Here is a 22,103-nt window from a genome sequence, read left to right on the forward strand (position 1 = left end):
ACAAACTATCTTTATTCCGAAAAAGATGCTCCAAGACTGTAATTCATGATTATCCCTGTACTGGTTCACACCAACCACCAGCTCTCTGTTACAGTAAGACTAACCACTACTGTGATCTCTTCATTGCACTTTGTTTATTCAAATGTTTTTGAAATTGAATAAGTATGATTCGTATTATAGAACGCTTTTTAAAACACTGTCAACAACTTTTTATATATTTTTTTAAAATTCCACTTTCATCCTATAATTCTTTTTGTAAATCACCCATTACAATTCCTATGCGAATTATTTCATTTTCTAGTAAATGTAAAACATATTCCTCTACTTCATACTGAACTAATAATTCTTTTATTTGTATGATTTCTTTTTCAAATAAAACGGCTTCGTGACATGTTTGTAGTAAAATAAAAAACACATTTGCAAACATTTCTTTATGCGCTTTCATACTTTCTTTTTTATGAAGCATTTCAATCAATAACTGCTTCATTTCCTCACCTGTACATTTACCATGTACACTTGAAAATGCACGAGACATAATACATAATCCTTTTTCTAATATTTCATCCATGTATAAGATAATACGTAAAAGCATTACATATTCTCTCGCAGTTATCTCACCCATTTTTGGTCGTTCTCGTAAAAATACACTGAGCCAAGCTGTCCAAAATTTTTGTTGTTCTTTTACGCTTAATGTTTTGACGTAATAGCATAAAAACTGCATAAATTTAATTTTATTTTCTTCATTTTCTAGTATGAGTAAAGGGTATAACCACTCTGTTTTTTGCTCCCAATATAGTACACATTTAATAAATACAAAGCTAAGCCACTTCAAGAAAGCTTCCCTCGTATGCGGATGTAATACTTCCAAATGTTCTATCGCATACTTAATAAAACGCTTCATTTCTGTAAATAAAGGTAAATTTATTTGCGTGTAACATAAACCAGCCCATGCATATTCCGTAATTTCATTTTGTTTTTTTAAATCTAAGTATGGTAACAAATATTTTCGGCACCATTGCTTTTCAATATGATATAGAAATGTAATATCTGCTATTAAACGAGCAAACATAAAGTTTGTTCGTTCCAAATTAACTCTTACTTGTTCTTCAAATAAAAATAAATATTCATATACATTACGATCGTATAAATGATCATATGATAACAACTTTAATAATACAGCCGTCATTTTCCCAACAGGATGCTGAATTGATTCATTGTAAAAATCTTGTTTTCCAAGCTTAAAATCCGTATCACTCTTCATAACTTGAGGAAACACTGAAAAAGCAAAGCGTTTTACAACACGTATACTATTCTCTTCTAACTCTTCTAGTCGATTACTAATTTCATATAGAAAACTACTAATTAACCAATGATAAGCAGTATTTCTAACAAATTTCTGCAATAGCGGAATAATTTTTTGGATTTGATCATTTGTCAATCCTCGGTTATTTCGCCATTCTCTAATACAAACAAACCATACTTCATTACTTATTTCTTGCACTCCTACTAATTGATATGCGAATGAAATACTCCACTCTGTATTCAATTTACATGCTTTTGATAACATCTCTAAAAAATGGCGTTGTTCAAAAACACCATCTTGCGAAAATTGCCGAACTTGCTTCATAATTTCAACATCTTTCAGCTGCAATAATCCGTCAGCTGTTACATTACAAGTAATGCTTTGCGCTGTATCCTCTTTCTTTTGTACACTGTATCGTTCAGAATGAAAATGAGGATGCTTTTGCTTCATTAACTCATACCCATTTGCCGTAGATGGACTATTTGAATCACACTTGAATAATAAGTCTAATACGAGACATGCATCAAATACCCTCTCTTCTGTAAGATGCTTTATTACAGTTCGAGTGACTTCTTCTTTTGTTTCTTCTAAACAATGTGCATAATGCCTTTTTAAAAGTTGAAAAACTTCGTGTTTATAAGTGAAATCTAAAAGAAGTCCTTCATGTAACAACCATTTCATTTTGTCATCTACACGAACAAAAATATTTTTATTCATCGCGTCAATTGCAATTCGCTTTTGAAGTACACTATTTGCTTCTATCATTTCTGTAATATAATAATCCGCTTTTTTCTCATTGTTTTCACATAAATAAGTTAGACACTCTTTTACAATTTGTATTAAAAATGCAAGATCATTTTGATGAAAATCTTTTTCTACATCTTCCTTATTTCTTTTTTTCAGTGCCGTTTGTCTTAACGACAACATTCTCAATTTTTCTAATCCGATCATCATAATTGGAACAGCATAATGGGTGATATATGGCCTCATCTTTTCGTTCCAAATTTGCTCCACATGAGAAAATGTAGATACTGGTAAGCGACTCGATTCCTCGAGTTCTATTGATTCTTGCGTATCATTTCCCCATTTTCTTACACGTTTCAACTTCAGTTTTCCATCTAAAATAAAAGTTAGTAACAATAAGGCAATTTCCTTATGCTCAGGAAAAGAACATTTTTGCAGTAACTTAGAAATCTTTTCTATAGAGCTACTATCTTTTTCAGCTGTTTCTAATAAAAAGAGTGTCCATCTTGCAAACAACAACGGATCCATCTTACTCTTCGTTTCGTTTAAGTAGTTACAAATCGTTCTCCATAATAACGGTGATATTTTAGAATAGTTTTTATAAATTAATTGAAATAATTCTTTCTGATGACTAAAAAGAAATTGTTCCACTAACCATTCTGCAAGTAATTCATCTACTTCATTATAGTTTGGCGTAAGCATAAACAAATTTTGTAATTTACCTTCTGCTTCTAACCATTCGACCCATTCATAATCATGAGCAAATTCCACAAAGTAACGAACTGTTTCAATTTTTTTAATTGATTGCTTTATGTATGATAATTGTTCCTGTTCTACTGACGGGGGAACCGTTACAATATCCCGAATACGCATTCTTTTCGTAATATAATTATCGCCCATTAATTCCGCCCAGCGTTTTACCGCTTTTACGAGGGATTGATGATTATTCACTTTATTCGGATACACAATTGGTCTTATCCCTAAATGTTCCCAGTGGTACGTATTTTCCCCTTGTGCGACAAAAGCAAATCGTCTTGTACTTGGTGGTAAACCAGTTGCTAAATATTTCATTACTGGGTCATTATGACTATATCCAACGAATAAAACGGTGTAATTCGAGAATAGATCGACTAAAAATCTTCTCGCCCACCCTTCGGTTAAGTAAGCCCTTCCAAAATCACCGTCTGTTAAAATTAAAGCCTCTTTCTCCTGTTCTACATTACCATGTATATAAGCAAGACCTTTAAATGCTCTCCCAGTCGGTAAAGCTGGAGCATAATAAACATTGATATCTCTATTTATTTCCTTAATTGCAGTTGTAAAATGTTGATCAAAATTTGTTGTTACAATGCGGATATCTGTATCTAAAGGAAATAACCTTGGAATTGCAAAATGCAATGGATTCGGTTTTGATTTCTCTATATGAACAAGATCTCTTGCAACTTGATGTACATCTTTTGTTTTTGCAATTTTACCAAGATAATAATCATGTGGTTCTGTTATTTCACGTTTTTCGACATATAACGTTTTTGCAATTGCATCAACTAAATCATCAAAATTCGGTAAGTTTGATTTCCCTTTCATAGAAACTCCCGCTCCAACAAATAACACTAACTTTCCTTGCTCAAGGTGATCGATTAACTCATCTGGAATTTCTACTTCTGAAGTAATCCACATCCTGGATTCCCCCTTACCTAAAAATGTCATACACTCTCATTTTACTATAACATTTTTCCGTTGTTTTTATAATATTTAGACTAAATTCCGAACATGAAAAAGTTTTACGTAAATAAATCCGTTACAATGTATGAACTCCAGAATTTATTGAAAAACTATGTATAAATCGGAGGTGTGAATTTTGAATGATTTCACAGTAGTGCTTATCAAGTTTATATCGTGCATTATCGCATTTAGCATTGGGCTTGCTTTATTTTTCCCTGCAACGTTTGTTCAAATTATTTCATTCAGTCTCTTTGTTACAATCGTATCCTACATGTTCGTTGATAAAATCATTTTAAATCGAATTGGCAATACTGGTGCCATTATGTCGGATTTCTTATTAACATATTTAAGCGTATGGATTTTCGGTAATATTTTATTAGACAACTATATGCAAATTGCATGGGGCAGTATCCTTTCTGCCATCGTCTTCACTTTATCTGAAGTAATCGTTCATCGCTTCTCTAACTCTCATACAAGGCACAACAATGATAACATTCGTATTAATCGCCGCTTTGCATATGGTACGGAATTTGCTGAAGAACAAAATATATTGGATAAAGACAAGAAGAAGTAACATTTTAATGCAGGAGCACCCTTTTTAATTATGTGGTGCTCCTTTTTTGTATATTTTCATTATGGTACGTGAAATTATATAAACGATTATTTCAAAATATCGACTTACCGACAATATTTGACGCTTTTTTCTAATAAAAAAACTACCTCTTATTTAGAGGCAGCCACTTTCAAGTCTTTTAATGCAACAACATCCGCAAACGCTCCCAATACTGCGTTATGATGTTGCACAATATCTTCAGCACGTAACACTTCTGTATTAAATGTACTATGCGCATCACTCACTAACGTTACTTTATATCCTTCACTACATGCTCTGCGCGTTGTCGTATCTACACAATACTCTGATTGCATTCCCGAAAGAATAACGTGTTCAATTCCTTTCTCTTGTAACACTTCGCTTAAGTTTGTCTTATGGAATGAATCTGGCGTCGTCTTTTCAACAATATTATCTCCTTCTTGCGGAGCGATGGCCGCATGGATTCGCCATCCATCCGTACCTTTTTCTAACGGATGGTCTTTAGGACCGTTATGTTGGACATAAATAATTGGGATATCATTTGAACGACATTCCCCAATAAGCTCTTGCAGTGTTTGTAAAAACTTTCCCCCATTATGTACTGGCATTCCAGCTGTATACATACCCGCTTGCACATCAATTACGATTAACGCTTTTTTCATTTCGCACAGCTCCCTTCGTTTATATAAGCCATTGCATATTCATTATAATTGTTTGTATTCCATCATCCAACAATCTTCTAATTTCCCCTCATGCAGCTCATGTTCCTTTAAAATCTTTACTTTTTTAAATCCGCATTTTTCATAACACTTTATCGCTCGTTCATTATTTACTTTCGGATCCATTGCAATTGCTTCTGCTCTCATTTCACCCATAATATATGTAATTGCTGCCTGAACGAGTTTTTGTCCAATTCCTTTTCCCCAATAGGCTGGTTCACCGATAAATTGGTCCATTCCCCATACATTTTGTGATTCTTTATAGCCATATAACGCTTTCCACTCTGAATCAACTGGGTACATTTGTATGTAACCAATCGGAACGGTATCAAATTCTATTAAACATCTTTTTTCATTATTGTTTGGATTATGTATAAAATGATCAAGCACCTTTTCTACAGACTGCGGATTATCTCGTCCTTCGTAATACCGCAGGACTGCTGGGTCCGTTAACCATTTAGAAACGATAGATGCATCATCTTCCATTACGTATCTAATCAATAAACCTTCTTTTTGAAAAAGCATATTATACCTCTATTATTCCTTTATATTTTTTCTTGATGTTATATCTTTCATTGCACCTACTAATGCATATGGTAGTAATGTAATCGCAAAAAATGCTGTAAATACGTTAAATTGCGGGATTGTATAGAGTGTGAACCATTCAGTGAAAAATTGAGAATTTAATATTCTATTAAAAAACTCTCCGCCTGGCCTAAAGTTTGGTGCCCACGCAGTTATTTCACACAAAATAAAGTGAAACTTTAATCAGTGGGGGTTTTGTTCATCCCCCACTGATTATTAGTTGAACCATTCGGGCTTTTACGGGCAGTTGATCCCCCACCTAACTTCTTCGCTTTCGCTGAATTTTGAGGTGGGGGTCTTACTGCCCGTTAATGCGGGATAAACAGTAACTGAACAATAAAAAATGCCCCTAGATAACGAAACCAAGTCCGTTTCCATATAGGTCGTGCATTTTTTAATATATCCCCCATCTAACCCCCTCCTTAAATATCCGTCATATTAATTATACACTTTCCTCACTTTATTTGTTAAAATTTTCTATATAATTAATACTGTTGGGGGGAATACATTATGTCTAATCCTATATTTACATCCACTTTAATCATTCTTAGAGGAAACTCCGCAAGTGGTAAAACAACGATTGCAAAGCAACTACAAGAACATTTCGGACAAGGTACACTTTTAGTATCACAGGATGTTGTGCGTAGAGATATGCTTAGAGTACACGACACAATGGGGAATTTATCACATGATTTACTATTTGAAATTACAAAGTACGGAAAAGGAAAATGTGAATTTGTTATTTTAGAAGGTATATTGAACAGTCGTAGGTATGGTGAGATGTTAAAAGAATTAATTCGTTATTTTGATAAAAATGCATTTACATATTACTTTGATTTATCATTAGAGGAAACTATTAGACGACATAACACAAGGGACAAACGACATGAATTTGGTGAAGATTCCCTACAAAAATGGTATAATCCGCACGATACAATTGAGGTTTCCAGAGAAACTATTTTTACAGATAACTTTACGCAAAAAGATATATTTGATGCGATTCTTAATGATGTTGCGATACAAAAACAAGACTAATATAATATGTTAGTCTTGTTATGTACTTTGTGTTTCCGTTTTTATAATTGAACAATCTTTACATAAATAATAGTATATATTCATTTCCCCAAACTGGAAATCAACTACTGAAATAAGTTCACGTTCCTCGATATCTTGTGTAATTGTAGCAACATACTATTCTTCTCTACTTCTCAATAACCTTCTGTTCTACTTCCTTACCTCATTCTTAATAGTTTTTCTAAACATGATACAATTTTTATGTTTTATTACAGTTTTATTAATAAGTCATTTAAGAATCCTATTATACTTCCACTAAAAAAATAAAAGCCAGCCTCAATAAAGAGAACTGACTTCTATTTAGATCATTATAGTTACTATAAAATTTTTACTTTAACAGTTTTTCTTCCCCAATTCATAGCTTTACTTTTTGACCCCATTAATACATCAATACGATTACCTTTAATTGCACTTCCAGTATCACCAGCGATAGCTTCTCCATAACCTTCTACCCATACTTTAGATCCTAATGGGATTACTTTCGGGTCAACTGCGATAATTCTCATATTCGGATTTGCCGTTAAATCATGCCCCATCGCAGTTAAAACGCGTCCACCATATGTACCATTTTCACTTGGATCAGCAGTATACGCTGTCGCTACTACCGTTAATTCACGTTTAGCAGACTGTATATTGTTTTTGGATACTTCTTTCGCTCTCTCTTCTTCTTTAGCTTTTGCTATTTCTCTTGCTCTCTCTTCTTCTTTAGCTCTTGCTATTTCTCTTGCTTTCTCTTCTTCTTTAGCTTTTGCTATTTCTCTTGCTTTTTCTTCTTCTTTAGCTTTTGCTATTTCTTGCGCTTTCTCTTCTTCTTTAGCTTTTGCTATTTCTCTTGCTTTTTCTTCTTCTTTAGCTTTTGCTATTTCTCTTGCTTTTTCTTCTTCTTTAGCTTTTGTTATTTCTTGCTCTTTTTCTTCTTCTTTAACTTTTACTTCTTCTTTGACTTTTGCCTCTTCTTTAGGCTTTACTATTTCTTGCGCTTTCGGTTCTTCTTTAACTTTTACTTCTTCTTTGATTTTTGCCTCTTCTTTAGGCTTTACTATTTCTTGCGCTTTCGGTTCTTCTTTAACTTTTACTTCTTCTTTGACTTTTGCCTCTTCTTTAGGCTTTACTATTTCTTGCACTTTCGGTTCTTCCTTAACTTTTACTTCTTCTTTGACTTTTGCCTCTTCTTTAGGCTTTACTATTTCTTGTGCTTTCGGTTCTTCTTTAACTTTTACTTCTTCTTTGACTTTTGCCTCTTCTTTAGGCTTTACTATTTCTTGTGCTTTCGTTGTTTCTTTCGCTTTTGCTACTTTCTGCGTCTTTACTTCTTTCTTTTCTTTAACTGATTTTTGTACTTTCGCTACTTGCTTCATTTTCTCTTCAGTTTTCTTTTCAGTTGGTGCTGTACTTGATAGGAAAGAAACGTTTGCATAAGCTGTTTTTCCTTTATACTCAAATTGCAGCCATCCGTCTTTTACTTGATGCGTTGATTCAATTACATCATCTTTTTTCAGTCTGCCAAGAATTTCTGATTCTGTGTTTGCTTCGGTACGTACATTTAACAAATTCGCCGTTACATGATACACATCTTTTGTAAACTCCGAACTTACAAACACTTCTTTACCGTTCAATTCAATTTTTGACCAACCATCTTCGGTATTGATGACTTTTAACTCTTGCCCATTCTTTACTTTTTCGACCACTTTTGATTCTGTAGTCGGTTTTTCACGTACGTTAAGTACATCTGCTGTTACGATTGTTTCTGCGGTAGCAGTTGTGGTAAATGCCCCCAATCCAAAAATAGTTGCTGTTGCTGCGCCAATTACTTTTTTCATATTAGCCTCCATTATATTTTTTGAATTTTATCAAATGCCTCTGTAAAATTGTATAATTTTACATAATATCAAAACATTTGCAACAGTATATTAATATTGTTTAATATACTGTTATTAAAACTCCTTACTCCAATACTATCAAATTCTTATTTCTAATTCTATATATTATAAATATCCTTATCTTTTATAAAAGCTTCATGCCCTTCTTCACACTAAATAGTTGTTGCAATTCCCGCCAAAAATAAACTTACGATTGCTAAAATTTTAGTAGCGACTATAGCACCTCTTAAATGAAACTTATAATCTTTATATCCCTTCATTCCTTCTGTACTAGGAATCACAACAAACCTTGGAGTAATCCAGCAAAAAATTAGCCAATCAATTATAAGTAAATCTACTAAATTGAAAATCATTAAAATACCAAAAGTGTGTAAATAAGCATCAATATATAATAATTTTTCATGCTTATGTAATATATATGTAGAAACGAAAGGACAACTGAAAAGAATAGCATTATATACAATATTAAAGTAAATGGTTTGCTTTTTTTCATGAATCGATTTTGGAAAAACTACTTTTTGAATATCTTTCGGATAATCAGTTAATGAAAGTCGAGGATTATAATATAAGGACCCTAAAATCATAACGGATAGTACAATAGACATGATGACACCAACGTACATCATTTGCTCAAATTGATTCATATGCTTCATTCACCCTTTTCTGTAATTACTATGTTGATCATTCACTTAATTACATATTGTATGTACGTACATAATCAAAAATTAACAACTAGCTTTAACACCAAAGCAAAATTGTTGCAATGCAAATGCAAACTTAATACAGTGGAAGCCTAATTGCTACAGATAGGATGGATGAAACCTATGAAAATTGAACATATCGCAATTTGGGTAAATGACTTAGAATGAATGCGTGATTTTTATATGAAATACTTTAACAGTAAAGTAAACTCTATAGCCATTCTTTCAATTTTACTTCATCCAACATTACAACCCCTTCTCATGATCTTTCACAATATATTCGCTCGTTTTTCACAAAAGGTTCATTTCACATGAAAATTTATTTATTACAATAAAAAGATAAAGTATATTTTTAAGAAAAGGAGGATTTCAAGAATGAATAAAGAGGATAAAATTCACGCTGAAAAAGTGTTGAAAAATCTATTCATCGGATCACAAGTTGATGGATTACAATTTGGTATTTCTCCAGGCGCTATAAAGATTCATTTCACAAACTTTCACGACTCAGTTGATTATGACGGACAATTATATATCAATATCGAATCAAAATGGTGTTTATTTAATAAACCTCAAAAAAGATACCCATTAAATGAAGATGAATTTGAAGTTTATTCTGGGGAAGAAGAATATGAAAGAATATTTAAGATAAGAAGACAAAAAGTTACCGATATACAACTTGGCTTAGAAAGCCCTCATTTAATTATTACATTAGATAGTGGACAAATTATTTTTGTAAATGGTTTTCATGATTATTATGAATGTTGGCAAGCTGGTGTCCTATGTCAGCAATGGCTTGTAGTAGCTGCACCTGGGAATGAAATCGCCACTTGGGCTCCTGATGAGTTTATTAATAATTAAACTGTTTTTACGAAGAAGAACCGAAGATATTTTATGAACTACATAACTATTTCTATTACACTTAAACGAATGACCATTTTACTTTAATAGAACTCACTTTATTAAAATTGAAAGGATGATAATGATGGCATGTGTCCATGATTTTGGAATAATTGACGATTTTACTTCTCAAAAAAATTACGAAGATTATACACCAGAGAAATATCATTGTATTTCTGTTGATGATGATATTATCAGTAGCTTAAATCGAAATTTATCAATTATGAAAACCTACTTTCATACAGTCAAAAATCAGGAATACGGTTTAGCTTATTACGGTATTACAATTATCCCGCCTGAATCATTAGCAATATTCTATGAAACAGTTACATCTTCAAAGTTCTTCAAAAATTCTGATGAGCTGATTGAGTTAGCTTCAAAAATTGAACAAGCTACAGCAGAACAGAAGTACATGATCCATTATGGGGTTTAAATGTAATACAAAAAATGCTTAGGATTTCTCCGAAGCATTTTTTGTATGTTACTAATAAATTTATTCCTTAACCATTTAGTCCATGATTGAGCCTATGGCCCCACCTTTTACAAGTGAGGGCGCCCCTATTAATCTAAATAGGCGTCTCATTTCCAATCTTCCAGCTAAACCATTTCCCATGCCCTTCTGTTTCTCCAACCGTTTCACGATATTCGTTTCCGTTAATATAATAATCAATATGAAGGTCACGATCCCACATGTTGTTATAAAGGTGGAATACATCACGTTTTGCGCCAATTTCTTGTATTTGTTTTTCTAACTTATGTTTTACTTGTTCTGGTATTTGATTTGCAACGTGTGTATGGAAAATACAAATAACAGCTTCTTCACTTATTTGTTCAATAATAGATGATAATAGCTCTACACCGTCTCCTTCTATGAATTGGACAGATTCATTTTTCACTAAAGATGCAGCTTGATCAAACATCTCAAGCCTTTCTTTATGTTCTGGCCAAATTAAAGCACGTAACCATAAATAATCTTCCTCATTATGTAAATCATTCACATGTAAGTCCAGTCCGATTCTTTCTACGACAGATGGGCTTTCTTTTAGAAAATGCGGTACATTCTCCCCTCTTATTTCAGAAGTTACATGCACATTTGAATTTATATTTCCGTACATTTCATCCGTCCCGTACGAATAACTATATTGGTCCCAGAACAGTTGCAACCCAGAACTTGTCCCAATTTCAATTAACGCTAACGGCTTCTTCACTTTGTTAAATATGTAGCAGAAACTTGGGTATAAGTATGCGCACCGTCTTACTTCATTTGTTTGAACGAGTTTCGTTTGTAACAAAGTAATGATTTCTTCTCGGTACTCTTTACAGAAATCTTTAAAATGATTAAAAGCTTTATCTAAATTTGTATCAGCATTTTCAACTAAACTACTATAATACGTTTTAAATGATGTTCTTTCCCTGCTAGCAATAAATAATGTACTGCACCTAATAGTAAGTTTGGGACTGGTTGACCTACCTGAGCATAGGACGATAGTGTAAGTACTTCCTCATCTTCAGCAATTTTCATTGATAAATATTCATATAAATCACTTGACCCTTTACATTCCTTTATTGAAAAGTTTCGAAATAAGTTTGAAATTTGTTCTTTTGTACACATTAGAGTCCCTCCTTTTTTTCAGAATAATCTTACCATTACAGAAAGAATAATCCCATAAAAAGGTACTCGATTTAGTCACTTAAGGATACGTAAGCTTTTTCGAGATAATTTCAAACTGTAATTTTTTTCTATTTACCACCTTAAAAGAGCTTGTTAAATAAGATTTTTAGCGAATAAAACGTTAAATAGTTTAAAATTATCAGATAACACTAGATATTTTAGTCTATTAATTATTATAATAGAGTATGAGATGGTTATATAATTGAGACAAAAAAGGTATACACCTAGGTGGGGCCTAGGCGGTGTTTCTCTTTTACGGCTTAGACATAGAAAACACCTACACTTTTTTGCCAATATAGGGGATGGAGAGATTATCATGAGCAACATGCAGCAAAAAACAGACGTTATCTTAATTGGTGCAGGAATTATGAGTGCAACGTTAGGCTCATTACTAAAAGAATTAGCACCTGAATGGGAAATTAAAGTTTTTGAAAAACTCGCAAGTGCCGGGGAAGAAAGCTCTAACGAATGGAATAATGCAGGTACAGGGCATTCTGCGCTATGCGAACTGAACTATACTTCCGAAAAATCTGACGGATCTATAGATATTGGTAAGGCTGTAAAAGTGAATGAGCAATTCCAGCTTTCAAGACAATTTTGGGCATATCTTGTAAAAAGCAAATTAATTCGTAATCCACAAGATTTTATTATGCCACTACCTCATATGAGTTTAGTACAAGGGGAAAAAAATGTTGAGTTTCTAAAAAACCGTTTTGAAGCGCTTTCAAAAAATCCACTGTTTCAAGGAATGGAATTTTCCGACGCTCCTGAAACATTAAAAAAATGGCTTCCACTCATTATGGAAGGCCGTACATCTAATGAACCGATGGCGGCAACGAAGATTGACTCTGGAACAGATGTTAACTTCGGTGCATTAACACGTATGTTGTTTGATTACTTAAAAACGAAAAATGTCGAGCTAAACTACAAGCATAGTGTTGAAAATATTAAGCGCACGAAAAATGGTTTGTGGGAAGTGAAAGTACACGATATGAATAGTGGTAAAATTGAGCATCATACTGCTAAATTCGTCTTTATTGGCGGTGGTGGCGGTAGTCTACCTCTACTTCAAAAGACTGGTATCCCTGAATCAAAGCATATCGGTGGATTCCCAGTAAGTGGACTATTTATGGTATGTAAAAACCAAAAAGTTGTAGAGCAACATCATGCGAAAGTATACGGTAAAGCTAAAGTTGGCGCTCCGCCAATGTCTGTACCTCACCTTGATACGAGATATATAGATAATAAAAAAGCTTTATTATTCGGACCATTCGCAGGGTTCTCACCTAAATTCTTAAAAACTGGCTCAAATCTTGACTTAATCGGTTCTGTAAAACCGAATAACGTCTTAACGATGTTAGCTGCTGGTGTAAAAGAAATGGGACTTACAAAATACTTAATTCAGCAAGTTATGTTATCGCACGAAAAACGCATGGAAGAATTACGCGAATTCATTCCGAACGCGAAAAGTGAAGATTGGGATATTGTAGTTGCTGGACAACGTGTACAAGTAATTAAAGATACTGATGCTGGCGGTAAAGGAACACTTCAATTTGGTACAGAAGTAGTAAGTGCAGCTGACGGCTCAATCGCCGCATTACTAGGCGCATCACCAGGTGCTTCTACTGCTGTTCACGTCATGCTTGAAGTATTAGAAAAATGTTTCCCAAGCCGCATGGTAGAATGGGAAGAAAAAATAAAAGAAATGATTCCTTCATATGGCATTTCACTAACTGAAAATCCAAGGTTGTTCCAAGACCTACACACTTCTACAGGTCGTACGCTTGGATTAAATGAAAAAGAAACAGTTCATAACTAATGAAGAAATAAAAAACGTCCGATATATTCGGACGTTTTTTCGTTACTAGAAATTATATTTATCAATATTCTCTTTCGTAAATACAACCCGCTCTGGCAATACAATAATTCCATTTCCTTCTGCCTCATAATCATAACCTTGGATGGAGTTTGGCTCTACTTTCACTTTTCCGATTCCTTTTACTTCAAAACTATCCCCTACTTTTAACTTCTTCCCTTTTACTACTATTTCATTTGCTACATACGTTGCGAGTGCACCTTGTTGTTTTACATCCCATAATCCAAATTGTTGTACTGTTCCTCGTTTTACGTAATCACGCATAACGTTTGGTGTAGAGAAGCCAGTTACAACAACTTTTTTATCCATTTTCAAGTTTTCAGCTGCTTGTGCCATCGCTGGTAGTGCCGTTGCATCCGGGCAAATGACTGCATTAATATCTGGATACGTTTTTAATATGTTCTCCCCTACTGATAACGATTTTTGCGCATTATTTTCACCGTACTGCGTCGTTACAATTTCCCAGTTCGGATATTTCTTTTTAATAATTTCTTTCGCTTTCGTTACCCATTGGTTTTGATCCGTTACTGTTGGACTAGAATAAAAGAAAGCTACTTTTCCTTTATCTCCAATTTGCTTGGAAGTCATTTCAATTAATAAGTTAGCAAGTTGGTCTGGTGTCCCTTGACTTATATAAAAAGAACGGTCTTTCGGATTCACATCAGAATCCCACGTTAAGACAGTCATTCCTTTTTTCTTAGCACGCTGCAGTGATTGCGATAAACCATCAACTGATGTAGAGGAAACCATAAGTGCATCATAGTTTTGATTAATGAAATTATTTATATACTTTACTTGCCCTGATACACTCGCTTCAGACGGCCCATCATATTTCACTTGTACGCCTAGCTTATCTCCCATCTCCTTTGCTCCTTCACCGCCCGATGTAAAGAAGCCAACTCCAGTTAATTTCGGGATAAATGCAAATTTCACATCATCTGCTTTTTTCTTATCTGCCGTTTGACTGGAACAAGCGATTAAACCAATTAAACAAATACATACGATCAATACAATCCCTAGTTTTCTCTTCATGACATTTCCCCCTTATGCAAATTCCGTCTTTTCCCTGCTAAGAATTGATGTAATTTGAAATGTCTCATAATAACTGAAAGAATAAGGATAATACCTATTACTACATTTGATTGTTCATTTGTTAAACCTGTCATTTGTAGGCCATATTGCATAAGGCCTATAAAAATACTCGCTAGTACAGTACCAATAATACTTCCTTTTCCTCCCGTAATAAGTGTCCCGCCTAATACGACTGCTGTAATGATTGGTAATATTGTTTCACTTCCCATATCAGCACGTGCGGAACCGAAATATGCAGTTAAGAAAGCACCCCCTAATCCACCTCCTAACCCAGAAAGTATGTAAGCAATGATTACTACTTTCTTCGTCTGAATCCCGGTGTATTTTGCTGTATTTTCGTTCGCTCCTGTTAATTGTACGTGGCGTCCATATATCGTTCGGTGAAACAAAATCGTGCATACAATTGTTAATGCGATAAGAAGCCATAATAAGTTAGGTATTCCTATAAAACTACCATTTGCTAGTTGTACATAAGCATCAGGTAAACCACTTATCCCTTCATATCCAGAAGCACCCGCCCCTCCTGAAATGACGAGTGCAATTCCTCCATATAAAAACATCGTTCCGAGTGTAACAACTAGTGGTTCTACATCTGTCATTTTTATAATGAATCCATTTAAAGCTCCTGCTAAGCAACTGACTATAAGTGCCATTATTACTGCTAATAAAATATGAATCCCATTCATCCAAAGTACACCAATTAAAATCGAAGTTAGCCCCATAATAGATCCTACAGATACGTCAATTCCTCCTGTTACAATAACGAAAGTCATTGGAATCGCTGCGATTGCTATAAACAGAAAATCATTTGTACTAAAAAGGAGATTACTAATATTTAAAAAATCACGATTTATAAAACTAAAGAGAATGAATTCTATAAGAAGTAATACGATTAGAACACCTTCCCATCTGTAAAAATACTTCATAGATTCATCCTCCTCTCTACTTTCCACTTCTTCATGACACTATCTAGTATGATAATAAGTAATAGTAAAAAACCCGAAATAGCATTATTCCAAAATGCTGGTATTTTTAAAAAGACGAGTGAACTGCTTATTGCTTCTAAAAATAATGCTCCTAATGCGGCTCCAAATATAGAACCGGTTCCTCCTTTTAGATGAATTCCTCCTAGCACAGCAGCTGCGATCACCTGTAGTTCTATTCCTGTACCAGTTTGATTTGGAACGAACCCGATATTCATAACAAATATGCAACCAGCGATTGCCGCACTTATGCCCGATATAATAAACGCATTTATCTTTACTTTATTAACAGGTATCCCAATGAGCCTCGCACCATCTTCATTGTCACCTACCGCATAGAAGTATCTTCCGTATGGTACCTTCCTTAAAAAGAAGTATAGTAGTAATAAAATAATAAGAACACCCCATACAATTATCGGCAGACCAAGTATGACGATAGATGAAAGTTTCTTAAAATTATTTGGAGTATCTTCAATCCACTTCCCGCCTGTGAAGATTAACATTGCACCTCTAACAATTCCTAACATCCCTAATGTCATAATAATGGCTGGTACCCGAAACTTTGCAACTCCAATCCCGTTTATGAAACCGATAATAGCACCAAGCATTATAGCAGCAAGTATCGACAAGACTGCACTATATCCGTTCGTTAATAACATCCCGCAAACTGCCGCGCTTAATCCCATAATTGAGCCAACTGATACGTCTATATTTTTCGTAAATAAAACGAACGATTGGCCAATTGCTAGAACGACTAAAATAACGCTTGATTTCATCATTAACGATAACGAGTTAAACTGAACAAAACTAGGATTTATTATCCCGACCATGGCTATATAAATTAGTAGTAACAGTATGATAGACGTTTCGTGCATTTTATACATGCGTTTCATTCCGTTACACCTCCGTATGCAAGACGTGTAACTTCTTCTACATTTATTTTTTCTTTCTCCAAATGAGAAACAAATTGACCATTTCGCATGACGTATACACGGTTAGCTAATTGGACGATTTCCTCAACATCTGAAGAAATGAATAATATGGCGAGTCCTTCTCTTTTCATTTTTTCTATCGTTTCATACACTTCAAGCCTTGCTTTTGCATCAATTCCGCGAGTTGGTTCATCAAGAATAATGATTTTGGGATTACATGCAAGATATTTCGCAAGCACGACTTTTTGCTGATTACCTCCCGATAAAGATGTAAGTTCTTCATTCATACTTGGTACAACAATTCGGAACTTTTCTATAAACGACTTTACTAAAGCGCTTTCTTTTTCTCGGTTAATAAAAAAGCGATTATTTTGCAGTAAACATGCTGCAGTAATATTTTCTTTGACAGATACAATGGAGAAAATTCCATTCCTCGCCCTATCTTCCGGCACATAAACGAGCCCTTCGCTTAATCTTTTATGCAAAGGACATGTATCAATTAGTTTTCCTTCTAATAAAATAGAGCCTGATTTTATAGCTTCCAATCCAAATATTGCTTCCGCTAATTCCGTTCTACCTGATCCAACAATGCCAGCAATCCCCACAATCTCTCCAGCATGTACAGTGAATGATATATTCTCGAATGTGTGACTAGTCACATTCGCTACTTCTAATACTTTTTTCGTTCTTTCTGTCTCTTGAACTATTTCTCTTTTTTCTTCCTGTTTATATCCTTTTGGCAATAACCCCTCCATCAGCGTGTCATATGTATAGTCACATATATCCCCTTGACTCGCGATTGTTCCATCACGTAATATCGCTACTTTATTGGAGATTTCAAAGATTTCCGGAAAACGATGTGTAATGTATATCATTCCAATTCCTTTTTCTTGCAAACTTTTCATCAGCACAAAAAGACTCTTGATTTCATGAGTTGTTAACGTCGATGTTGGCTCATCTAAAATAAGAATCTCAGCGTCTCGTATTAATCCTCTAATGATTTCTACTAACTGTTGCTGCGCAATGGATAATGATGCTCCTAACTCATAAAGGTCAATATCCCACCCTAGACTGTTAATCAATTGCTGAATCTGTACTCTTAGTTTCTTTTTCTTTTCTTTTAACCCGATACATATATTTTCTTCAATAGTCATATGCGGAAAAATGAGTGGTTCTTGCGGTATTAAATAAATACCTTTTCTATGTGCTTCTGACGGATTTGAAAACTGTTGCTTCATTCCTTTTACATACATCTCTCCATCATCATACGAATATAACCCCGTTAATATTTTCATTAATGTTGATTTCCCGGCGCCATTTCCCCCCACTAAAGCGTATATATCTCCACGCTCTACTTGTAAGTTCACTTCTTTTAATACAAGTTGATTTAAAAACGCCTTACTCATTTTCTTTATTTGTAATAAAGGTACGTTCTCCACATGATGTCACCTGCCTTTATCCAGAACATTTTTTGAGAAAATGATTATTTGTTCTACTTGTTTTGTAGCATTGTATATTCCTTTTTTTATATCTAGAACACTTTTTTCTACGTACAATTAATCGTTTCAACTGGAATAAACAAAATATGTGGCACATATGTTTAAGGAGTGGTCAATTGTTGAAAGGGATGAAGAGTATGACACAGCTGAACTTTGAAGAGAATTTATTAACTAAAGTAGCTTGGTACTATTATAAAGACCAATTAACACAACAGGAAATTGCTTCACTTCTTCACATTTCAAGAAATAAAGTTGTCCGGTTATTAGATAAGGCACGCAGTGAAGGTATCGTTACATTTCACGTAAAAGGAACTGGTTTACACTGTTTAAGTATTGAGCGTGACCTAATGAAAAAATTCCACTTAAAAGATGCTTTCATTATCCCTACTCCAATAGACAATTATCACGCTTCTCTCGGAAAAGCCGCTGCACAATATTTAGAGACTCATCTCCAACAAGGTGATTTACTCGGCATCGGCTGGGGTGAAACAATAAGTAAAATGCTAGAAAACATTCATTTTGAAAGTTCTATTAATCTTTCATTCGTAACGCTAACAGGCGGAGTAAACCACTATCTCCCAAGAAAACAAAACTATTTACACTACATGCAAGGTGATCTTCATATTATTCCTACTCCTTTTCTAGCATCTTCTACTGAAATGGCACAAAGTATTTTATCAGAACCAAGCGTGAAAGATATGCTTCATGTCGCTTCACTTGCACATACGGCAGTTGTCGGTATTGGCGGGTTATCTCAAGACGCTACGATTGTAAAAGAAGAAAAATTAACGCTACGTGAAATGACATATATTCGAAGTCAAAACGGGGCGGGCGATATTTTAGGACAGTTTTATAATACGAATGGTGATTTATTAGAGCTCTCGCATCATAATCGTCTAATTGGCACACCACTTACGATTCTTCGCAGTATGAAGCATGTCATTGGTGTGGCTGGAGGTACTCAAAAGATAGATGCCATTTATGGGGCTTTAAAAGGGAAATTTATTCATACATTAATTACTGATGAAGAAACTGCGCTCTCCTTATTAAGAAAGGAAGGTGATTCTTAATGTCTACTTTATTAGCTTTCGATGCTGGTACAGGAAGCATTCGAGCTGTTCTTTTTGATTTACAAGGCAATCAAATTGCAGTAAGCCAAAAAGAATGGGTTCATAAAACTGATCCTCGTTACCCCGGTTCTATGAATTTTGATGTAAAAGCAAACTGGCAACTCGTACAACAGTGTACGAAAGAAGTTCTACAAAAAAGTAATATACTTCCTTCTTCTATTCAAGCTATTAGCGCTACAAGTATGCGAGAAGGTTTTGTTTTATATGATAAAAATGGGCAAGAAATATGGGCATGTGCAAATGTTGATGGCCGTGCATCCGCTGAAGTTAGTGAGCTAAAAGAAATCCGCTCACATCTTGAAGAAGATTTATACAGAAAATCTGGGCAAACTTTTTCATTAGGTGCTTTACCACGTCTACTTTGGATTAAAAAACATGAACCAGAAATCTATTGTAATATCCACTCCTTTACGATGTTAAACGATTGGATTTTGTATAAATTAAGCGATGTACTGCAAATCGACCCTTCCAACGGTTGTACGTCTGGAATCTTTGATTTACAAAATAGAAATTGGGATAACGATGTCGCTAAAGAGTGTGGTATAACTTTGCCATTTTCACCAAAAGTAAATGAGGCTGGTACAGTAATCGGAAACGTTACAAAAGAGTGTGCAGCATTAACTGGATTACTGGCAGGAATTCCTGTCGTCGCTGGCGGCGGAGATGCTCAAATGGCATCACTCGGAACTGGAGTCGTGAAACCAAATCAAACATTAATATGCGGAGGCAGCTTTTGGCAACAAGAAGTAAATATTACAGAACCAATTACAGATCCATATGCTGCGATTCGTGTAAATTGCCATGTCATTTCGAATCTATGGCAATATGAAACAATCGCTTTTTTCCCTGGTCTTGTTATGCGCTGGTTTCGAGACGCTTTTTGCCAAGAAGAAAAAAAGCTCGCTGAAAAACTCGGTGTAGACGCTTATGAATTATTAGAAGAACAAGCGAAAGACGTACCTGTCGGTTCATATGGTATTATCCCTACTTTTTCAAACGTTATGAACTACATTTCTTGGCGTCATGCCGCACCTTCATTCTTAAATTTAAGTTTAGACGCTGACAAATGCGGAAAAAAGGAACTGTTCCGTGCTATTGAAGAAAATGCGGCCTTCGTTACACTTGGAAACTTAAAACTAATTGAAAATCTTACTGATACATTCCCTTCTGAAGTTGTTTTTGCTGGCGGTGCCGCTAAAGGGAAACTATGGCCACAAATTCTATCAGACGTACTCGGCATTCCTGTAAAAGTACCAGTTGTGAAAGAAGCAGCTGCTTTAGGAACTGCGATTGCTGCTGGAGTTGGCGCTGGAATATATACATCTATGGAAGAGGCTGCCGAACAATTTTTACAGTGGGAAAATACATTTGAACCAATCACGGAAAATCACGAGCTATACAAGGAATTCTATGAAACATGGAAAACCGTGTATAACAGTCAGCTCACTTTAGCTGATAAAGGACTTACAACACATATGTGGATTGCGCCAGGTGCACTGTAACTCATTTACATAAAGGAGTGAACTGTATGTTAAAAGCGAATGAAAATGATTTCTCCTATCGCTTCGGTGATAACGGGCCGAAATATTTAATACAAGGCCCGAATATTGATCTTGGTCTTGTTGTCATTCAGCCTGGGCAAGAGTTTCAAAATCACTATCATACAACATGTGAAGAAGTTTTTTATGCGTTAGAAGGTGAAATAGACTTCTATGTAAATAACGAAAGAGTTCCGATTAAACAAGGTGATGTCCTGCAAGTTCGCCCTCATGAATCTCACTATCTGATTAACCATTCTGATAAACCTTTTAAAGCTGTTTTTATAAAGTCACCACATTTACCAAATAAAGATACGGTACAAACGGAAAATCCAACATTAACGAAGGAGTGATTTCGAATGACTTGGGGATTTAAAAATCGATTAAATACAATTTTACCTGATGGTAGAGCGGTTATGTTAGCAATAGATCACGGATATTTCTTAGGACCAATTCACGGACTAGAACAACCACTTGAAACAGTAAAAAACTTACTTCCTTATACAGACTCCCTCTTTTTAACGCGCGGTGTACTTAGCTCCTGTATTCCTGAAAACTGCAGTACACCGATGGTTATGCGTGTATCTGGCGGCGCTACTGTCGTTGGTAAAGATTTAGCGAATGAAACAATTGTTACACCTGTAAAAGAAGCAGTGAAGCAAAACGCAATTGGCGTTGGCGTTTCTGTTTTTGTCGGATCAGACTATGAAACACAAACTGTTTCGAATCTCGCAAATGTAGTTTCTGAAGCTCACGATTACGGCCTACCAGTACTCGGTATTACCGCAGTCGCAAAGGAATTACAAAAACGTGAAGCTCGCTTTCTAGCACTTGCTTCCCGCGTATGTGTTGAAATGGGTGCTGATATTATTAAAACGTATTACTGCGAAGGATTCGAAAAAATAACGAGCACATGCCCTGCCCCAGTTGTCATCGCGGGTGGCCCAAAACTAGATTCAATCGAAGACGCATTAAACATTACGTACAATGCACTGCAAGAAGGCGCGATCGGAGTAGACATGGGCCGAAACATATGGCAATCTGAGCACCCAGCTGCGATGATTCAAGCAATACATGGTATTGTGAAGAATAGATTGAATGTGAAAGAGGCGCTTGAACTTTATGATGATGTGAAGAATTAATGTAAAAAGACAGACTATTTAT

General features: G+C 34.9%; 18 protein-coding genes, 3 pseudogenes and 1 other annotated feature (1 of these 22 running past the window's edge). Of the genes and pseudogenes, 9 read left to right on the top strand and 12 right to left on the bottom strand.

Annotation, left to right across the window (positions count from 1 at the left end):
* Nucleotides 1–133: a binding site (T-box leader), on the bottom strand (it extends 103 nt beyond the left edge of the window).
* A gap of 108 nt (nt 134–241) precedes the next feature.
* Nucleotides 242–3,724 carry a DUF4020 domain-containing protein gene (locus tag BCG9842_RS14525; RefSeq protein WP_000265189.1) on the bottom strand — a complete coding sequence of 1,161 codons (3,483 nt, stop codon included), beginning with the start codon at nt 3,722–3,724 and terminating at the stop codon, nt 242–244.
* Between the two features lie 181 nt (nt 3,725–3,905).
* On the opposite strand from BCG9842_RS14525, the gene BCG9842_RS14530 reads away from it, so the two are divergent.
* Nucleotides 3,906–4,343: a YndM family protein gene (locus BCG9842_RS14530; RefSeq protein ID WP_000997702.1), complete on the top strand. Its 438-nt coding sequence runs from the start codon at nt 3,906–3,908 to the stop codon at nt 4,341–4,343.
* Between the two features lie 149 nt (nt 4,344–4,492).
* On the opposite strand, the gene BCG9842_RS31010 is transcribed toward BCG9842_RS14530, so the two are convergent.
* The 4 genes and pseudogenes from BCG9842_RS31010 to BCG9842_RS31345 form a co-directional block, all read right to left on the bottom strand.
* Nucleotides 4,493–5,023 (bottom strand): cysteine hydrolase family protein, encoded by a 531-nt coding sequence (locus BCG9842_RS31010; protein WP_000709533.1) that lies wholly within the window; start codon nt 5,021–5,023, stop codon nt 4,493–4,495.
* A gap of 42 nt (nt 5,024–5,065) precedes the next feature.
* Complete coding sequence (locus BCG9842_RS31015) at nt 5,066–5,605, bottom strand: GNAT family N-acetyltransferase (RefSeq protein WP_000898779.1); 540 nt, start codon at nt 5,603–5,605, stop codon at nt 5,066–5,068.
* Nucleotides 5,606–5,617: 12 nt separating this feature from the next.
* Nucleotides 5,618–5,836: pseudogene (locus BCG9842_RS29880) on the bottom strand (YfzA family protein); the annotation flags it as partial.
* A 155-nt stretch (nt 5,837–5,991) separates the two neighbouring features.
* Nucleotides 5,992–6,075 (bottom strand): annotated as a pseudogene (locus BCG9842_RS31345) (YfzA family protein); the annotation flags it as partial.
* 100 nt (nt 6,076–6,175) lie between these two features.
* On the opposite strand from BCG9842_RS31345, the gene BCG9842_RS14545 reads away from it, so the two are divergent.
* Nucleotides 6,176–6,700 (top strand): kinase, encoded by a 525-nt coding sequence (locus BCG9842_RS14545; RefSeq protein WP_000070084.1) that lies wholly within the window; start codon nt 6,176–6,178, stop codon nt 6,698–6,700.
* A gap of 356 nt (nt 6,701–7,056) precedes the next feature.
* On the opposite strand, the gene entB is transcribed toward BCG9842_RS14545, so the two are convergent.
* A complete protein-coding gene (gene entB / locus BCG9842_RS14550; RefSeq protein WP_000755651.1) occupies nt 7,057–8,559 on the bottom strand; it encodes a cell wall-binding protein EntB in 1,503 nt (500 codons plus the stop codon).
* A gap of 212 nt (nt 8,560–8,771) precedes the next feature.
* Nucleotides 8,772–9,263: a hypothetical protein gene (locus BCG9842_RS14555; protein ID WP_001071239.1), complete on the bottom strand. Its 492-nt coding sequence runs from the start codon at nt 9,261–9,263 to the stop codon at nt 8,772–8,774.
* A 432-nt stretch (nt 9,264–9,695) separates the two neighbouring features.
* Here BCG9842_RS14555 and BCG9842_RS14560 point away from each other — a divergent pair, with 432 nt between their 5' ends.
* The gene (locus tag BCG9842_RS14560) at nt 9,696–10,178 is read left to right on the top strand and encodes a hypothetical protein (RefSeq protein ID WP_001030854.1); all 483 of its coding nucleotides are present in this window, start codon (nt 9,696–9,698) and stop codon (nt 10,176–10,178) included.
* A 121-nt stretch (nt 10,179–10,299) separates the two neighbouring features.
* Complete coding sequence (locus BCG9842_RS14565) at nt 10,300–10,650, top strand: hypothetical protein (RefSeq protein WP_025117865.1); 351 nt, start codon at nt 10,300–10,302, stop codon at nt 10,648–10,650.
* Nucleotides 10,651–10,783: 133 nt separating this feature from the next.
* On the opposite strand, the pseudogene BCG9842_RS14570 reads toward BCG9842_RS14565, so the two are convergent.
* Nucleotides 10,784–11,829, bottom strand: a pseudogene (locus BCG9842_RS14570) (DUF2332 domain-containing protein).
* A gap of 376 nt (nt 11,830–12,205) precedes the next feature.
* Here BCG9842_RS14570 and BCG9842_RS14575 point away from each other — a divergent pair.
* Nucleotides 12,206–13,708, top strand: a complete 1,503-nt coding sequence (locus BCG9842_RS14575; protein ID WP_000069147.1) for a malate:quinone oxidoreductase — start codon at nt 12,206–12,208, stop codon at nt 13,706–13,708.
* Nucleotides 13,709–13,753: 45 nt separating this feature from the next.
* Here the strand turns inward: BCG9842_RS14575 and lsrB are convergent, their stop codons facing one another.
* The 4 genes from lsrB to BCG9842_RS14595 are packed head-to-tail and all read right to left on the bottom strand — an operon-like array spanning nt 13,754 to nt 18,211.
* Nucleotides 13,754–14,797: an autoinducer 2 ABC transporter substrate-binding protein LsrB gene (gene lsrB / locus BCG9842_RS14580; protein ID WP_000823653.1), complete on the bottom strand. Its 1,044-nt coding sequence runs from the start codon at nt 14,795–14,797 to the stop codon at nt 13,754–13,756.
* Nucleotides 14,794–15,783: an ABC transporter permease gene (locus BCG9842_RS14585; RefSeq protein ID WP_000873535.1), complete on the bottom strand. Its 990-nt coding sequence runs from the start codon at nt 15,781–15,783 to the stop codon at nt 14,794–14,796. Before BCG9842_RS14585 ends, lsrB begins: the two co-directional genes overlap by 4 nt.
* Nucleotides 15,780–16,733 (bottom strand): ABC transporter permease subunit, encoded by a 954-nt coding sequence (locus BCG9842_RS14590; RefSeq protein WP_000827677.1) that lies wholly within the window; start codon nt 16,731–16,733, stop codon nt 15,780–15,782. The genes BCG9842_RS14585 and BCG9842_RS14590 overlap by 4 nt, the downstream gene beginning before the upstream one ends.
* Nucleotides 16,730–18,211: a sugar ABC transporter ATP-binding protein gene (locus BCG9842_RS14595; RefSeq protein ID WP_000432601.1), complete on the bottom strand. Its 1,482-nt coding sequence runs from the start codon at nt 18,209–18,211 to the stop codon at nt 16,730–16,732. Before BCG9842_RS14595 ends, BCG9842_RS14590 begins: the two co-directional genes overlap by 4 nt.
* A gap of 179 nt (nt 18,212–18,390) precedes the next feature.
* Here BCG9842_RS14595 and BCG9842_RS14600 point away from each other — a divergent pair, with 179 nt between their 5' ends.
* The 4 genes from BCG9842_RS14600 to lsrF are packed head-to-tail and all read left to right on the top strand — an operon-like array spanning nt 18,391 to nt 22,081.
* Nucleotides 18,391–19,341 (top strand): sugar-binding transcriptional regulator, encoded by a 951-nt coding sequence (locus BCG9842_RS14600; RefSeq protein ID WP_000677766.1) that lies wholly within the window; start codon nt 18,391–18,393, stop codon nt 19,339–19,341.
* Nucleotides 19,341–20,903: an autoinducer-2 kinase gene (gene lsrK / locus BCG9842_RS14605; RefSeq protein WP_000105712.1), complete on the top strand. Its 1,563-nt coding sequence runs from the start codon at nt 19,341–19,343 to the stop codon at nt 20,901–20,903. Before BCG9842_RS14600 ends, lsrK begins: the two co-directional genes overlap by 1 nt.
* A 26-nt stretch (nt 20,904–20,929) precedes the next feature.
* Complete coding sequence (locus BCG9842_RS14610) at nt 20,930–21,292, top strand: cupin domain-containing protein (protein ID WP_000909986.1); 363 nt, start codon at nt 20,930–20,932, stop codon at nt 21,290–21,292.
* A gap of 6 nt (nt 21,293–21,298) precedes the next feature.
* A complete protein-coding gene (gene lsrF, locus BCG9842_RS14615) occupies nt 21,299–22,081 on the top strand; it encodes a 3-hydroxy-5-phosphonooxypentane-2,4-dione thiolase (protein ID WP_000219780.1) in 783 nt (260 codons plus the stop codon).
* Nucleotides 22,082–22,103: the final 22 nt, after the last annotated feature.

Origin of the sequence: Bacillus cereus G9842 (assembly GCF_000021305.1) — a bacterium.
GTDB classification, from domain to species: Bacteria; Bacillota; Bacilli; order Bacillales; family Bacillaceae_G; genus Bacillus_A; species Bacillus_A thuringiensis_S.

Bases quoted from the DNA above. Each gene is read 5' to 3' on its own strand.
- BCG9842_RS14525 (WP_000265189.1), bottom strand. From the start codon at position 3,724: ATGTGGATTACTTCAGAAGTAGAAATTCCAGATGAGTTAATCGATCAC.
- BCG9842_RS31010 (WP_000709533.1), bottom strand. From the start codon at position 5,023: ATGAAAAAAGCGTTAATCGTAATTGATGTGCAAGCGGGTATGTATACA.
- BCG9842_RS31015 (WP_000898779.1), bottom strand. From the start codon at position 5,605: ATGCTTTTTCAAAAAGAAGGTTTATTGATTAGATACGTAATGGAAGAT.
- BCG9842_RS14545 (WP_000070084.1), top strand. From the start codon at position 6,176: ATGTCTAATCCTATATTTACATCCACTTTAATCATTCTTAGAGGAAAC.
- entB (WP_000755651.1), bottom strand. From the start codon at position 8,559: ATGAAAAAAGTAATTGGCGCAGCAACAGCAACTATTTTTGGATTGGGG.
- BCG9842_RS14555 (WP_001071239.1), bottom strand. From the start codon at position 9,263: ATGAATCAATTTGAGCAAATGATGTACGTTGGTGTCATCATGTCTATT.
- BCG9842_RS14560 (WP_001030854.1), top strand. From the start codon at position 9,696: ATGAATAAAGAGGATAAAATTCACGCTGAAAAAGTGTTGAAAAATCTA.
- BCG9842_RS14565 (WP_025117865.1), top strand. From the start codon at position 10,300: ATGATGGCATGTGTCCATGATTTTGGAATAATTGACGATTTTACTTCT.
- BCG9842_RS14575 (WP_000069147.1), top strand. From the start codon at position 12,206: ATGAGCAACATGCAGCAAAAAACAGACGTTATCTTAATTGGTGCAGGA.
- lsrB (WP_000823653.1), bottom strand. From the start codon at position 14,797: ATGAAGAGAAAACTAGGGATTGTATTGATCGTATGTATTTGTTTAATT.
- BCG9842_RS14585 (WP_000873535.1), bottom strand. From the start codon at position 15,783: ATGAAGTATTTTTACAGATGGGAAGGTGTTCTAATCGTATTACTTCTT.
- BCG9842_RS14590 (WP_000827677.1), bottom strand. From the start codon at position 16,733: ATGAAACGCATGTATAAAATGCACGAAACGTCTATCATACTGTTACTA.
- lsrK (WP_000105712.1), top strand. From the start codon at position 19,341: ATGTCTACTTTATTAGCTTTCGATGCTGGTACAGGAAGCATTCGAGCT.
- BCG9842_RS14610 (WP_000909986.1), top strand. From the start codon at position 20,930: ATGTTAAAAGCGAATGAAAATGATTTCTCCTATCGCTTCGGTGATAAC.
- lsrF (WP_000219780.1), top strand. From the start codon at position 21,299: ATGACTTGGGGATTTAAAAATCGATTAAATACAATTTTACCTGATGGT.